A 14530-nucleotide genomic window follows, 5' to 3' on the forward strand; every position below is an offset into this window, starting at 1 on the left:
GGTCCTGTCTGGGTCATGACTGCCTGCCGCTGCGCTGCAGCTCGCGGCGGCGGGCCCGGCCCGCGCGCTGGCGGTCGGCCCGCTCGGCGGCGTCGTCGGCGGTGTCGGCGGCCGTGCCGGTCACCACGGCGGCCAGGCCGCCGACAGTGGGCGCCTGGTAGAGCACGTGGGCGGGCAGCTCGTCGAGCTTGAGCGCCCGGCGGATGCTGTCCATGATCCCCACGCCGAGCAGCGACGTCCCGCCCAGCTCGAAGAAGTTGTCCTGGGTGCCGACCTTCTCCAGGCCCAGCGCCTCCGACCAGATGTCGGCGATGGTCCGCTCGGCCTGCGTCTGCGGCGCGACGAACTGGGTGGACAGCTCCGGGCGCGGGCCGCGGTCGGCGCCCTTGGCCGACTGGGCGGCCGCCTGGATGTTGGCCATGGTGTAGTCGGCGCTGTTGTCGACCACCGCGGCGAAGTCCTGGGTGTTGACCACCACGTGCGGGTGCCTGCCCGCCAGGACCCGGCGCAGCGCCCGCCAGCCCTCGTCAAAGGAGATGCCGATGTACTCGCGGTGCTTCTGCAGGAACTCGCGCAGCGCGGGCTCGTAGCCCGCCAGCCCCGCGGTCCAGCCGTTCCACGTCCACTCGCCCCAGCCGATCGAGACCACCCGGGTGCCCGGCAGCGCGTCGGTCTGGGCGAAGCCGTCGAGGAAGACGTTGGCCGCGCAGTAGTCGGTCTGGCCCAGCGCGCCGGTCGCCGAGGCGATCGAGGAGAACAGCACCAGGAAGTCCAGGTCCACATCGGACTGAGCGTCGGACAGCGCCTCGGCCAGGGCCAGCGTGCCCGCCACCTTCGGGGCCAGCACGCGGTCCATGTCGGCGTTGCTCTTGAACTGCATCAGGCCGACGCCCGGGACGCCCGCGGCGTGCAGGACGCCGTTCAGCTCGCCGAAGCGGGCGATCGCGGCGTGCACGGCCCGGCGGACGTCGGCGACCTCGGAGACGTCGCCGGCGACCAGCTCGACCTGCCCGCCCGCGGCCTCGATCGCGCGCAGGCCCTCCAGCCGCCTGCGGACCTCCTCCGGCGTGGTGGGGGCGGCCAGCACCGCGTCCCACTGCTCGCGCGCCGGGACCGGGGTCCGTCCGAAGAGGACGAGGCGGGCGCGGTGGTGGCGGGCGAGGCGCTCGGCCATCGCCATGCCGATGCCGCCGAGGCCGCCGGTCACCAGGTAGACGCCGCCGTCGCGGATGGGCACCTGCTCGTCGGTGGGCGGGGTGTCCACGATGGTGTCGTAGGTCGGCACGAAGCGGCGGCCCGCGCGCAGGGCGACGATGCGGTCGGTCGGGACCGCCAGCAGTTCCTCGACCAGGTCGTCGACCGGGATCGGCTGGTGCGCCGGGAAGTCGAGCAGTCGGGAGGTGGCGGTGGCGTACTCCACCGGGATCATCCGGCACGGGCCGACGACGGTGGCGCGGTCGGGGTGGACGGGCTCCTCGTCGGCGAGGCGGTGCACGCCGGTGGTGACCACGTCGAGGGTCCAGGCCTCCGCGCCGATCTCCTGCATCGTCCTGGCCAGCGCGACCAGGGTGTGCAGGCCGCGCCGCACGACCTCCGCAGCGGCGGCGTCGCCGGTGTCGGCCGTCCACAGGTGCACGACCCGGGTCGGCACGGCCTGCTCGGCGCGCAGCGCGCCGAGCATCGCCTGGGTGTCCTCGGCGCTGCCCGGCCGCAGCCGGTAGCCATCGGCGGTGGCGGCGAACTCGGTGCCCAGCAGCGCGAAGGTGGTGCGGTGGCCCGCCTCGGCCAGCCGGGTGGCCACGGCGTCGGCCTCGGCCATGCTGCCGGGGTCGGTGTAGATCAGCCAGTGCGCGGGCTCGCCGCCGCGGGCGGCCCTGGGCGCGGTCTGGCGCCACACCGGCAGGTGCAGCCAGCGCTCCTCGGCCATCCTCGGCAGGGTGTCGAGCTGCTCGGCGAGGCTGCCGTGCTCGGCGGCCGCGGACCTGCCGCCGACCGCCTTCTGCTTGGGGCGGCCCGACTCGTACCAGTGCTCCTTGCGCTGGAACGGGTAGGTGGGCAGGTGCACCCGGCCGGGCGTCCAGTCGCCGATGGCGTGGTAGGCGTTCCAGTCCAGCGCGACCCCGGCCAGCCACAGCTTGGCCAGCGCGGTCGTCAGGGTCTGGCCTGCGGGCACGGCGTCGGCGGCGCCCGGCAGCGTGGACACGATCAGCGGCCAGCGCTCGACGCCGCACCCGGGGTGGGTGCGCAGCATCGCGCCGAGGGACTTGCCCGGCCCGATCTCGATGAAGGCGAGTTCGCCCGCCTCCAGCACGGTGGTCAGGCAGTCGGTGAAGCGGACCGTGCCGCACATGTGCTCGGCCCAGTAGCCGGGGTCGGTGACCAGCTCGGCGGTGGCGATCTCGCCGGTCAGGTTGGAGATGTAGGGGATCGCCGGGGCGTTGAGGGTGATGTTCTCGGTGATCCACGCGGTCAGCGGCTCGGCGACCGGGTGCAGCATCCGCGAGTGGAAGGCGTGCGTGGTCTCCAGCTCCCGGCAGGCCACCCGCTCGCCGCGCAGCAGCTCCGCCAGCGCGGTCACCGCCTCCGGCGCGCCCGCCACGACCAGCTGGGCGCCGTTGAGGGTGGCCACGTCGAGGCCGCGCTCGTGCAGGTCGGGCACCCGGGTGCGCAGGGCGTCCTCGCTGAGGCCGACGGCCAGCATCGCGCCGCCGGGCTGCTCGGCGATCAGCCGGGCGCGGTGGGCGACCAGGCGCAGCGCGTCCTCCAGCGAGAGCACCCCGGCCAGGCAGGCCGCGACGTACTCGCCGACGCTGTAGCCGACCAGCAGCGTGGGCGCCACGCCCCAGTCGATGAGGGTCCTGGCCAGGGCGTACTCAGCGGCGAACACCGCGGGCTGGGCGATCTCGGTGCGGTTCATCGGCCGGTCGCCGCCGCTGCCGGCGCGGCCCATCAGCCGGGCGAGGTCGCCCGCGGCGTCGCGCTCGCCCGCGGTGGTCAGCGGGGTGCGCACGTCCACGCTGCTGTCCTCGGACAGGATGCGGTGGCACTCGTCCAGGTGGGCCCGGAAGGCGGGCTCCTGCTCGTAGAGTTCGGCGACCATGCCCTCGTAGTGCTCGCCGACGCCGGCGATGAGGAACGCGGCGGAGCGTCCGTTGGCGGTGTCGGCGCGGCCGAGCAGCTTGCCCTTGGCCCCGGTGGTGTCGGCGAACGCCGCGGCGGCGCCGGTGACCGAGTCCACGATGGCCACCCTGCGGTGGGTGAACACCTGGCGGCCCGCCTGCAGGGTGAAGGCGGTGTCGCCGAGGTCGGCGCCGGGGTTCTCGGCCAGGTGCTCGGCGAGCCTGCCCGCGTACTGCTGCGCGGCGGCCTCGGTGCGCCCGGACACCGGCAGGAACTGCCAGCGGCGCGCGCCGTCCCCGCGCTCGGCGGGGAGCAGGGGCTCCTGCACGACGACGTGGATGTTGGTGCCGCCGACGCCGAGGGAGTTCAGGCCCGCCAGGCGCGGCCTGCCCGCGCGGCGGGGCCACGGGATGTCGGTGGCGGCGGGGTAGAACGGGCTGTTCGCGAAGTCGATCTCCGGGTTGGGGCTCTTGTAGTGCAGCAGCGCCGGGATGCGCTCGGCGCGCAGCGACTCGATGATCTTGATCAGGCCGGTGACGCCCGCGGCGCGGTCCAGGTGCCCGACGTTGGTCTTGACCGAGCCGATGGCGCAGTACTGCTTCTTCCCGACCTCGCCGTAGCCGCGGGTCAGCCCGGCGACCTCGATCGGGTCGCCGAGTTCGGTCGCGGTGCCGTGGGCCTCGACGTAGGTCACGTCCGCGGGGTCGACGTCGGCGTCGGCGAGGGCGCCCGCGACGGCGTCGCCCTGGCCGATCACGCTCGGCGCGGTGTAGCTGAACTTCATCGAGCCGTCGTTGGTCATCGCGGTGCCGCGGATCACCGCGAGCACGGTGTCGCGGTCGGCCACCGCCGCTTTGAGCGGCTTGAGGACCAGGATCGCCGACGCGTCGCCGAAGACCCCGCCCTGGGAGTCGGCGTCGAAGGTGCGCAGGAAGCCGTCCGGGGACTCCTGGCCGCCCTGCTGGTACAGGTAGCCGATGTGGTCGGGGACGCGGATGCACACCCCGCCCGCCAGCGCCATCTCGCACTCGCCGCGCCGCAGGCTCTGCACGGCCAGGTGCAGCGCGGAACCGGAGGTCGAGCAGAACGTCTGCACCGAGACGCTCGGCCCGGTCAGGTTCAGCTTGTAGGAGATGATGGTCGACAGGGCGTCCTTGTCGTTGCCGACGATCAGCTCGAACGGGGTGATCTCCATCGAGTCCACGCCCATCGGGAAGCGGTCGTAGGCGTAGGTGCTCAGGTTGCCGCCGCCGAAGACGCCGACCCGGCCACGGGCCTCGGGCGTGGCGTACCCGGCCTGCTCCAGCGCCGTCCACGCGCACTCCAGGAACAGCCGCTGCTGCGGGTCGGCCAGCTTGGCCTCCCGCGGGTTGTAGCCGAAGAACTCCGCGTCGAAGCCCTTGATGTCGTCCAGGATGGGCCGGGACTTGACGTAGTTCGGGTCGGCGACCAGGTCCGGGCTGATCCCGGACTCCAGCAGCTCCTCGTCGGTGATGTGGGTCAGCGAGTGCACCCCGCCGAGGATGTTGCGGGCCAGCTCGGCGACGTCGGCGGCGCCGGGGAAGCGGCCCGCCATGCCGATGACCGCGATCGCGCGGTCGTCGTCGGTGAGGTCGTAGCGGCTCGGGTCGGCGGGACCGTCGTCGCAGGCGAGGTGCTCGGAGACGACGCTCCACAGTGAGCCGACGGTGGCGAACGTCTCCGCGGTCAGCATCTCGTCGGGGAGGCTGATGTCGAACTCCTCCTCCAGGCGCAACAGCAGGGAGACGGTGTTCAGGGAGTCGAGACCGAGGTCGTTGAGGCTCTCCGAAGGTTGCAGCCGCTCGGACTCCGCCAGCGGTAGGTACTCCTTCAGAATGGTGGCGTACCTGGTGTATGGATCGTCGTTTACCAGCATGGATGGCACCCTCTACATCTGACAGGTTTGGACCCAGTCCGTACCGACGCAGGCCGATGGCTGGGTTTCAGGGTCGTGCGGACGCGCGCCTCGCGTCAACGGCGGGCGAAGGCAGCATGCGGCCGGTCAGTTGCTGCACCCGGGAACGGGGCGCGAGCACTTGAGATCGCGGATTCCGGTGCTAGCTTTGGTTTGTGCCCATCGGGCCCCGGACTCCACCAGGAGGACGGAAACTCATCGCGACAACCTCGGAGGCAACCATGTCCCTGTCCAAGTCCCGCGCCCTGTCCGCCGCCCGCGCCGTGTCCGCTCTCCGCGCGGTCTGCCCCGTCTGATCCGCTCTGACGTGGGAGGCGGTGTGGTGACACTCCGCCTCCCAAGGGCTCCTGCTGTCGGTATGGCCGCCATCCACCGCGGTGGTGGCGGCCTGCCGACGTGCTCGCCGGGATCAGAGCAGCTTGTTGCGGCCCCATCCCCGGGTGATCCGCCAGGACGCGATCGCTCCCGAGACCGCGGCCAGCGCCAGCAGCACGACCGAGTTCTGCAGCAGCGACCCGACATCGCCGGACAGCGCGGAGCGGTAGGAGTCCATCGCCCAGTACCCGGGCGAGAGCGGGGCCAGCGTCTGCGCCCAGCCCGGCATCAGCGACAGCGGCACCAGGGCCCCGCCGAGCGTGGTGAGGATGATCCCGCCGATGTCGTAGTACACGGCCAGTTCGCTGTGGCTCCTGGCCAGCGCGCCCAGCATCATGCCCACGCACAGCAGCGTCACCACCCAGGTCGCGACCGCGATGGTCAGCAGGCCGAGGCTCTCGATCGACAGTCCGAACAGGACGTAGCCGTAGGTGAGCACGACGACCTGCTGCAGGACGAGCACGCCCAGCGCCGGGATCGCCTTGCCGACCAGCAGCTCCCAGGACGCCGACGGCGTCGCCCGCAGCCGGTCCCAGGTCTTCCACGAGCGCTCGGTGAGGATCGCCGACCCCACGATGGACAGCGCGAACATCGAGAACATGACGAGCATGCCCGAGACGATCTGCGTGGTCCCCGCACCCTCGCCCGCGCCGGAGAGCGCGGCGACGTAGAGCGGGTGCAGGACGCCGATCAGCACCAGCGGCATGATCAGCCTGCTGGCGACCGGTCCGGGCTCGCGCAGCAGCAGCGTCGTGTTGAGCCGGATCATCGAGCCGATCCGGTGGCGGTTCTCAACCAGCATTGGTGACCATCTCCAGCGACTCGTAGAGGTCGTCGAGGCTGGGCTTGCGCACGTCGACCGACAGCGGGACCAGCCCGTCGGCCAGCAGCCCGGCCAGGGTCTGCGCCGGGTCGATGCTCGGCAGGTGCAGCTCGTCGTTCTCGACGCGGCCCAGGTCGCGCAGCCGGTCCGGGATGGGACCGTCCAACCGCACCTTCACCTCGCCCATCAGCCCGGCCAGCAGGCTGTCCTGCTCGCCGCGCGCGATCACCTTGCCCGCCCGGATGACGGCGAGGCTGGCGTCCAGGTCCGACAGCTCGGGCAGGTAGTGGGTCGTGTAGATGACCGCCGCGCCCTCGGCCGCCCTGGCCCGCACCGCGGTGAGCAGCGCCTCCCTGGTCGGCGGGTCGGCGCCCGCGGTCGGCTCGTCCAGCAGCAGCAGCGACGGCTTGCCCAGCAGCGCGGTGGCCACCTGCGCCCGGCGGCGCTGCCCGCCGGAGAGCACGCCGACCTGCTTGTCCATAACGGACTCCAGGCGCATCTGGCCGGTGACCTCGTCCATCGCCGTGCGCAGGGCGGGGCCGCGCAGGCCGACCAGGCCGCCGAACACCAGCAGGTTCTCCTTCACCGTCGCCGAGTAGTACATGGCGACGTCCTGCGGCGCGCAGCCAAGGTGGCGCCGCGCCTGCCTCGGGGTGCGCAGCATGTCCACGCCGCACACCTCGACCCGGCCCGCGGTGGGCCGCACGAGACCGGTGACGGTCTCGACGAAGGTCGTCTTGCCCGAGCCGTTGGCGCCGAGCAGGCCGACGATCTCGCCGGGCTGGGCGATGAGGTCGAAGCCGTCCAGCGCGCGGACCTCGTCGTAGTGCCTGACGAGTCCTTCGGCGACCAGCGGGGGTGCGATCATCGGTTGTGCCCTGCCATTCGGGAGTTGGCGGTCATGCCGTGCGCGGGGGCCGCGGCCAGCCGCCACTGGGTGGCGATGACGGCGGCCTCGACGCGGGAGCCGACGCGCAGCTTGAGGAAGATTCGCGCGATGTGCTCGCGCACGGTCCGCTCCGAGATGCCCAGCCTGCGCCCGAGCGCCCGGTTCGTCAGCCCCTTCACCAGCAGGTCGAGCACTTCGCGCTCGCGGTGGCTCAAGTGCGCGGAATCGGTCGTGGGCAGCGCGCTCTCGGCGGTGTCCAATCCGGGAAGCGTCATGTCCTTTCCCTCCTTGCCAATGTCTCCCTGGCCTCGGCCAGGTGACCCCAGCTTGGTCGGCCGTGGCGGAACGGCCGTAGGGGCAACACCCCCACATTCGCCGCGGGCACGGGGAGTTCGGCTATGGGGGAGAGCCCCCATGCGCGCGAAACCCCGGCCACTGGGTGACCGGGGTTTCGTCGGGAGGTGGGTCAGGCGCGGGAGAGCAGCGAGGCCGCGTAGGTGTTGAGGGCGTCGCGGTCGTGCAGTCCGATCTTGACGATCAGGCTGGCGATGTGCTTCTCCACCGTGCGCGGGGAGATGTGCAGCCGGGCGGCGATGGTCTTGTTGCCCGGCCGGTCGGCCAGCAGCTCGAACACCTCGTACTCGCGCACGGTCACCCGCAGCGCGCGCAGGGCGGCGGGAACGCGGTCGGTGCCGGTGCGGCGCTGGCGCACCGACGCGCCCGCCTGGCGCAGCAGGGCGCGGCAGGCGCTGGCGACGGCGGGCACCTCCGCCTGGTGGAAGTGCTCCTCGGCGCTGCGCAGCCAGGCCTGGGGATCGCCCCACTCGTCGGCGAGGGCGGCGTCGGCGACCAGTCGCAGGCCCAGGTGCTGGGCCGTCCCGTAGACGGCGGCGGCGCGCTGGGCCTCGGCGACGGCGGCCTCGGCCTGCTCGGCCCACCCCGACCGGCCGAGCAGCACCGCGTGCGCCAGGTGGGTGAACTGGCTGTTCCAGCGCATCCGGCTCGGCTCGGCGGCCGCGGCCTGCTCGTACTCGGGCCAGTCCGCCTGGCCCGCGCGCACCCGCAGGAACAGGCGCAGTCCGTGGTGCCCGGCGAGGTGACTGGTGAGCGGGTTGTCCTCGTCGGCGGAGCGCGCCTTGTCCAGCTCGCGCAGCGCGAGGTCGGCCTTCTCCTCCATCAGGGCGCAGAAGGCGCGGGCCAGACCGTGGGTCAGCGACGTGTCCTCGGAGTCCCCGCACTCGCCGAACTCGGTGAGCGCCCCCTCCATCTCCCTGCGCTTGCCCTGGTGCGCGGCGACCGTCGCCCTGGTGAGCAGCGCGTAACGGGCCACATAGGACAGTTTCAGGCGGGTGACGGCGTCCAGGCACTCGTCCAGGAGCACCGAGGCGAGCTCGTAGCGCCCGCACAGCGCGGCGTCCATGGCCACGAGGCCCTGCACGACGTAGCCCAGGCTCACCGCGCCGACCCGCTGGGCCGCCCGCTGCGCCTCCTCCAGGTTCGCCACGTCGCCGTGGCGCAGCCAGTCGTTGCCCGCGCTGCGCACCAGGGCGTACACCCGCCAGATCGGCAGCCGGTGCTCCTCGGCGACCTGCCGCGCCCTGCGGAAGCACTCGCCCGCTTCGGCGAGGTCGCGCTCGCGGGTGACCGTGCCGATCACCTGCCAGCTCTGGCAGACGATCGCGGGCAGGCCGGCGCGCTGCGCGGCGGCCATCGCCTGGCGGGCCAGCCGCTCGGCCCGCGCGGGGTCGCGGTGCGCCCCCGGGGCCTCGATGGCCAGCTCCGCGGCGGCGGCGTCCAGCGAGGCCCGGTCGACGTCGTCGGCGTCGGGGCCGAGCAGCGCGTGGGCGGCGGCCAGCTCGCGCACCGCGTCGCTCCAGCGGCCCGCGACCATCGCCACCCAGACCAGCCGCACCCGCAGCGCGGCGCGGCGGCGCGCGTCGAGGTTCATGCCGCCCAGCTCGTCCAGCGTCCCGCACAGCTCGAAGGCGCGGTCGAAGCGACCCGCCTCGGCGAGTGCGTAGAGCAGGGTCTCCAGCACGGCGGCGCCGGTCTCCGGGTCGTCGTGCCTGGCCAGCAGCCGCTGGGCGCGTTCGAGCAGCACCACGGCCGAGCGGGCGGCGCCGTCGGCCAGGGCGTGCCTGCCCGCCTCGTTGAAGTGCCGCGCGGCGCCCACCGCGTCGCCCGCGTACTCCCGCAGGGACGCCACCAGCTGACGCCACTCGCCGGGCAGCTCCGGGTGCATGGCCTCGACGGCATCGGCGGCGCGGCGGGAGAGGTCCGCGCGGTCGGTCGGGGTCAGCTCGGCCAGCAGCGCCTCACCGGCGACCGGGTGCTGGAAGGCGTACCAGTCCGGGGCGGGCTCGTCGGCGATCAGCAGCAGCGCGGAGACACCCGCGTGCAGGTGGCTGAGCAGGTTGCGGTCGTCCATGCCGGTCACCTGCTGCACGACCGAGAGCGGGAACCGGCGCCCGAGCACCGCGGCGGCCGACAGCAGCCGCCTGCCCTGCGGGCCGAGCCGGTCGGCGCGCAGGGCGATGCTGCGCACCAGGGTCGCGGGCACCTCGGTGTCGATCCCGGCGACGATCCGCCAGCCATGGCCGACGGGTACCAGCAGGCCGGTGTCGACCATGCTGCGGAGCAGTTCCTCGACGACGAAGGGATTCCCGGCGCTGTTGCGCCATAATCGGTCCAACGCGGCGTCGGGGACCTCGGTCGGGTCGGTGTCCAGGCAGTGCGCGACGAGGCTGCGGGTCTGCTCCGGGCCGAGCCGGTCGAGGTCGAGCACCGTGCCCGCGCGCCGCCCGGCCGCCGAGCGGGCCAGGTCGAGCGCGTCGCACGGCTCGTTGCGGATCGTGACCAGCAGGGCGAAAGGCTGCTCCTGCAGGTTGTCCAGCAGGTACTCCAGCACGGCGAGCGTCTCGGCGTCGGCGTCGTGCATGTCCTCCAGGATCAGCAGACAACCGCCGTCGCGGCCCAGCAGGGCCATCAGCCGCAGCACCGCCTCGGCCAGTATCACCAGAGACTCCGAGCCCGCCCCGTCCTGGGCCCAGTCCGGGATCAGGCGGCCCAGCACCGGCCGGTAGGCGCCGAGTTCACCGAGGGGCGGCGGCTCCCCGCCGCGGGAGAGCGACATCAGCGCCTCGGTCAGCGGCCGGAACGGCACCGCCGCCGCGCCGCGGGTGCTGCCCCGTCCGCGCAGTACCCGCATGTCCGCGGCGAAGGCCCGCCCCGCGGCCTCGGCGGCCAGGCGGGACTTGCCGATGCCCGGCTCGCCCGCCAGGAACACCGCCGTGCCCCGGTTGGCGCGTGCCCCGGACAGGGCGCGGTCCAGGGCCATGAGTTCGGGTTCGCGTCCAACTACCCGGGCGGCGCGAGTGTGCATGACACGACGATATCCACTGCGCGGTCATAACGGGCTCGTGCCAAAGGGTGCCGCGGCGGTGTTCGGTGAAATGACCTTCCCGGCGGAGCGGCGCGACGACAGGTGTTCGGACCGGCCGACCGGCAGTTTGTGCGGCGGGCCACGATGAGTCGGTTCCCGTCGAGGTCCAGTGTGGAGCCTAGGGGGGTGGTATGCGGAGGTCGGGAGGCACTTTTGTAGGCACTTTCCGAAATCCGAATGGGTCAGTCGGAATGGTGGGATGTGTGGTCGCGATTGCGACGATCGGCCCACTTGCCTTGAGCTGACCGGGTGGATGCCCCGGTGGTGGGAAAGAGGTCGGAAGCCATCGGTAAAGAAAGTCGGGTGCAGTATCGAAATCCGCGTCGGGTGTGGACTGAATCGCTGTTCGCGGTCGCCGCGCGGATGGCGGAATAGGATAGTCGTCGGCCGGATCGACCACCAGGGCGGGTGGCCGCCCTAGCGCGGCCAGGCGGTGACCGCCAGCGTCAGGGTCGGGTACACCGGCATCGACATCGCCGCGCCCGCGGCGAACCCGGCGAGCGCGTTGGCGCGGCTGACCCGTCCGCCCAGCTCCGGCAGCCGCAACTGGCCCGCGGGGTGCCCGTCGGCGGCGCCGGAACCGGCGACGCGGAACCGGGTCTCCTTCCAGGCGCTGACGATCTCGGCGCTGACGATCTCGGCGCTGACGATCTGGGTGGTGTCGGACGGGGCGGCGAGGATGGCGGTCATGGGGTCTCCTTCTGGGGTGGAGGTTCAGCGGGTGGGTTCGATGAGCAGGACGGACGGCACCGAGTCGGTGAAGCCGACCCGCAGCAGGCCGTAGCCGATCCCGGCGAGCCCGGACAGCAGGCCAGGTGAGCGAATGCCGCCGGGCGCGGCGCCCTGGGGGCCGTAGACCTCAAGCGCGCCGAGCACGTCGGCGGCGCGCCGGGCGTGCGCGGCGGCGGCCTGGTCGCTGCCGCGCTCGGCGAGTGCGCCCAGCGCTTCCAGCGTCCCGAGTTCGCCGTGGCAGAGGCTCAGGTCGCGGCCGACGGCCGCGGCGCGGAGGGCCTCGACGTGGTGTTCGGCGGGCGGTTCGCCGAGCGGGGTGCGGGCCAGCAGCGCGCCCGCGAGGCCGGTGCACCAGCTGAGATTGCCCTCGGCGAGCAGCCGGTCGGGGTCGGTGTCGGCGGCGAACTCGGCGTGGGCGGCCCGCAGGGCGTCCCCGGTGCCGTACCTGGCCAGGGCGCAGCCGACGCCCGCGTGGCCGCCGCCGAAACCCGTGGAGGGCAGCGCCTCGTCAGCCTCGGGGTGGGCGCCTGCGCGCGCGTCGGCGTCGGCCATGAGCCGTCCGGCGAAGGTGTCGGCCGCCGCCGCCGCCGAGTCCAGCCCGGTCTCGGCGTGCACGGCCAGCATCGCCGCCAGGGCGCCCGCCCGGCCCGCGGCCATGCCCCGGCCGCCGCTGTCGGCGCCCGCGGTCAGCTCGACGGCGGTGGCCAGCCAGTCGCGGGAGGGGCCGCCGTCGAGGAGGGTGTCCAGGCGGGCCAGGGCGTAGCTGATGCCGCCGAGGCCGACGAACGCCCCTGGCCCGATGGTGCGGGCGATGGCGGGGTTGTCGGCGAGCACGCTCAGCAGCCGGGGCAGCGGGCGCAGCGCCTTGAGCGCGAGGTCGGTGTAGCGCGCGTCGCCGGTGAGCCTGCCCAGCTGGGCCAGGAACAGCGCGACCCCGGTGTAGCCGTCGGCCAGCCCGGCGCCCATGGGCACCACGGCCCAGGCCCGCCCGTCCACCGGCTCGACGCCCAGCCAGTTGGCGGCGTCCTCGTCGTGGCGGGCGCGGGCGGCGATCTCGTTGCCGATCTGGCCCGCGGCGGCCAGCAGCCGGTGCGGGTCGGGCACCGACGCCGACACCGGGCCGGACCGGACCGGGCCGCTGCGGTGCTCGGCGACCGCGCCCCGGGTGGCCAGGCCCGCCCTGATCAGCCACTCCTGGTCAAGCAGGTCCAGCTCGTCCATCGCGGCGATCTTGGCGGTGACGGCGTCGGCGCTGGGCCGCTCCAGCAGGTCCGGCACCCGCCGCCCGTCGGTGGTCCACACGTGGCGCGAGCCCGGCCTGCCGGTGAACAGCGGGATGTCGCCAGCCCACAGGTCGGCGATCTCGTGCCGGACGAGCCCGGCCAGCGCGCGGTGGTGCATCCCGTCGGCCCACAGCAGGTCGAACACCGCGTCGCGGTCGAGGGCGTCGCGCAGCACGTCGGGGTGGGTGGACTCGTCCAGCAGGGTCGCGTAGGTGCGGGTGGGGCGGACCAGCACGCGGATCTCGCTGTCGGCGCAGGCCAGCACCGGCCCGGTGGGGGCGAGCAGCTCGGCCTTGTGCTCGACGATCGCGGTGTAGGCGGCGCGGAAGCCCGCCAGCAGGGCGGCCTGGTGGGCGGCGGGTTCGGCGTCGACGCCGTCGACCGACGGGCGGTTGGCCGCGCCCGCGTACCGGGCCGTGCCCCGGCCGAGGCGCATCTCGTCGGTGCCGGTGGCCTCCCACAGCGCCACGGTGACCGGTAGTTCGGCGTCGCGGTCGCCGCCGAGGCCGGAGACGTCCATGGCGCCGTTGTCGCCGATGACCGGTGTGGGCAGCAGCCCGGTGCGCAGCACCGAGGACGTGAGCGCGACGGTCGCCGGGTCGGGGGCGACGGTCATCGGCGGGGTCAGGGTGGGGTGCAGCAGGGTCTCCACGTCGACCAGCACCGGCTGGTCGCCCGCGGCGATGACGTTCTCGGCGTGGATGTCGGTGCCGTCGACGGCGTAGAGCAGCGCCAGCAGCGCGCCCTGCCTGCGGTAGAAGCGGTCCAGCCCGGCGAGGTCGGCGCACGGGCGGGCCTGGATGTGCTCCACCCAGCCGTAGCCGTCGCGCACCAGAGCGGCCGGGACGCGCAGGCCGAGCCAGGCGAGCTTGCCGTTGAGCCAGTCGACCAGGTCGGCGAAGCGGGCCTGCATCTGCTGCTCGCGCGGCTTGTAGACCACGCGGCGGCCGTCGGCGAAGCGCACCGAGGCGACGGCGCGGCCCCGGCCGTGGCAGTCGCCCGAGGTCGCCGTGACGGCCACGACCGCGCCGGGGTCGATGTCGTCCATGAGGGTCTTGACCAGCAGCGCGCGGTCGGCGGCGAAGCGGTGCAGCAGCTCGGCGCGGGCGTCGGCGGCGTGTTCGGCGGCCTGGGCCAGCAGCCTGGCCAGCACCGGGTACTCGGCGAAGAGGGCGGCCACGGCCCGCCCGGCGCAGCAGCCGCGGACGAAGTCGGCGTAGCGCTCGGCGGCGGTGTCGCCCGCCAGGGCGCCGCTGACCCGAGCCACGTTCAGCTCCAGGGCCAGGGTGCGGGCGGCGATGGCGACCAGGCGGGTGGCCAGCTCGTCGGCGAAGCCCGCGGTGACGGCGGCGGCGTCCACGCCGGTCGGGCAGGCCGAGGCCACCCGCTCGGCGGCGGTGTCGATGAACGGGCGCAGCGGGACGGCGAACGCGGCGGCCGGGTCGGCGGGCAGCGCGAGCGGGGCGGACTCCGCGGGCGCCCCGGCCACGGCCGTGTCGACGGTCTCGGCCCAGTCCGGTCGCGCCGTCCTGGCCGCCAGGCGGGTCCGCGGCTCGGCCAGCAGTGCGAGCAGCGCCGTCTCGTCCAGTCCCGTGTCGGCGAGCCTGCCCGCGAGACCGCCCCCGCAGACGGCCCGCCAGCGGTCGAGCCGGGCGCGGGCGGCGGCGTCCTCGCCCGGTGCGGGAGCGGGCAGGCGCTCGGCCAGGGCCAGCGCTCCCGCCCACCAGGCCGGGTCTGGCCTGTTCGGCGGGGGATCGGATGAGATCGTCACCTCTGAACCGTGCACGATTCACGGTGTCCCCTAGTAGGGGAGCAGCCCCCACATTGGCCTCTACCACTTGTCGCTGACATCTGCCTGATGGGGGAGCGGGCAGGGTCTGCCCGGCCGATTGTTGCCACCGCGGCGGCATCGACCAGGGCCGTGACGTGC

7 protein-coding genes are annotated in these 14530 nt (G+C 73.9%); all 7 read right to left on the bottom strand.

Annotation, left to right across the window (positions count from 1 at the left end; all coding sequences use genetic code 11):
* Window positions 1–13: 13 nt before the first annotated feature.
* The 7 genes from ACFPM7_RS05720 to ACFPM7_RS05750 all read right to left on the bottom strand — a co-directional run bounded on the left by ACFPM7_RS05720 (window position 14) and on the right by ACFPM7_RS05750 (window position 14371).
* Complete coding sequence (locus ACFPM7_RS05720; RefSeq protein ID WP_378244569.1) at window positions 14–5017, bottom strand: SDR family NAD(P)-dependent oxidoreductase; 5004 nt, start codon at window positions 5015–5017, stop codon at window positions 14–16.
* Between the two features lie 448 nt (window positions 5018–5465).
* Entirely contained in the window at window positions 5466–6233 is a 768-nt protein-coding gene (locus tag ACFPM7_RS05725; RefSeq protein WP_378244571.1) for an ABC transporter permease, read from the bottom strand.
* Window positions 6223–7122 carry an ABC transporter ATP-binding protein gene (locus ACFPM7_RS05730; protein WP_378244573.1) on the bottom strand — a complete coding sequence of 300 codons (900 nt, stop codon included), beginning with the start codon at window positions 7120–7122 and terminating at the stop codon, window positions 6223–6225. The genes ACFPM7_RS05725 and ACFPM7_RS05730 overlap by 11 nt, the downstream gene beginning before the upstream one ends.
* Window positions 7119–7418 (bottom strand): LuxR C-terminal-related transcriptional regulator, encoded by a 300-nt coding sequence (locus tag ACFPM7_RS05735; protein WP_378244575.1) that lies wholly within the window; start codon window positions 7416–7418, stop codon window positions 7119–7121. The genes ACFPM7_RS05730 and ACFPM7_RS05735 overlap by 4 nt, the downstream gene beginning before the upstream one ends.
* Before the next feature lie 191 nt (window positions 7419–7609).
* Window positions 7610–10525 (bottom strand): ATP-binding protein, encoded by a 2916-nt coding sequence (locus tag ACFPM7_RS05740; protein WP_378244577.1) that lies wholly within the window; start codon window positions 10523–10525, stop codon window positions 7610–7612.
* Window positions 10526–11002: 477 nt separating this feature from the next.
* Complete coding sequence (locus tag ACFPM7_RS05745) at window positions 11003–11275, bottom strand: hypothetical protein (RefSeq protein WP_378244579.1); 273 nt, start codon at window positions 11273–11275, stop codon at window positions 11003–11005.
* 24 nt (window positions 11276–11299) lie between these two features.
* Complete coding sequence (locus ACFPM7_RS05750; protein WP_378244581.1) at window positions 11300–14371, bottom strand: type 2 lanthipeptide synthetase LanM family protein; 3072 nt, start codon at window positions 14369–14371, stop codon at window positions 11300–11302.
* Window positions 14372–14530: the final 159 nt, after the last annotated feature.

The organism is Actinokineospora guangxiensis (assembly GCF_042657845.1).
Taxonomy (GTDB): Bacteria; Actinomycetota; Actinomycetes; order Mycobacteriales; family Pseudonocardiaceae; genus Actinokineospora; species Actinokineospora guangxiensis.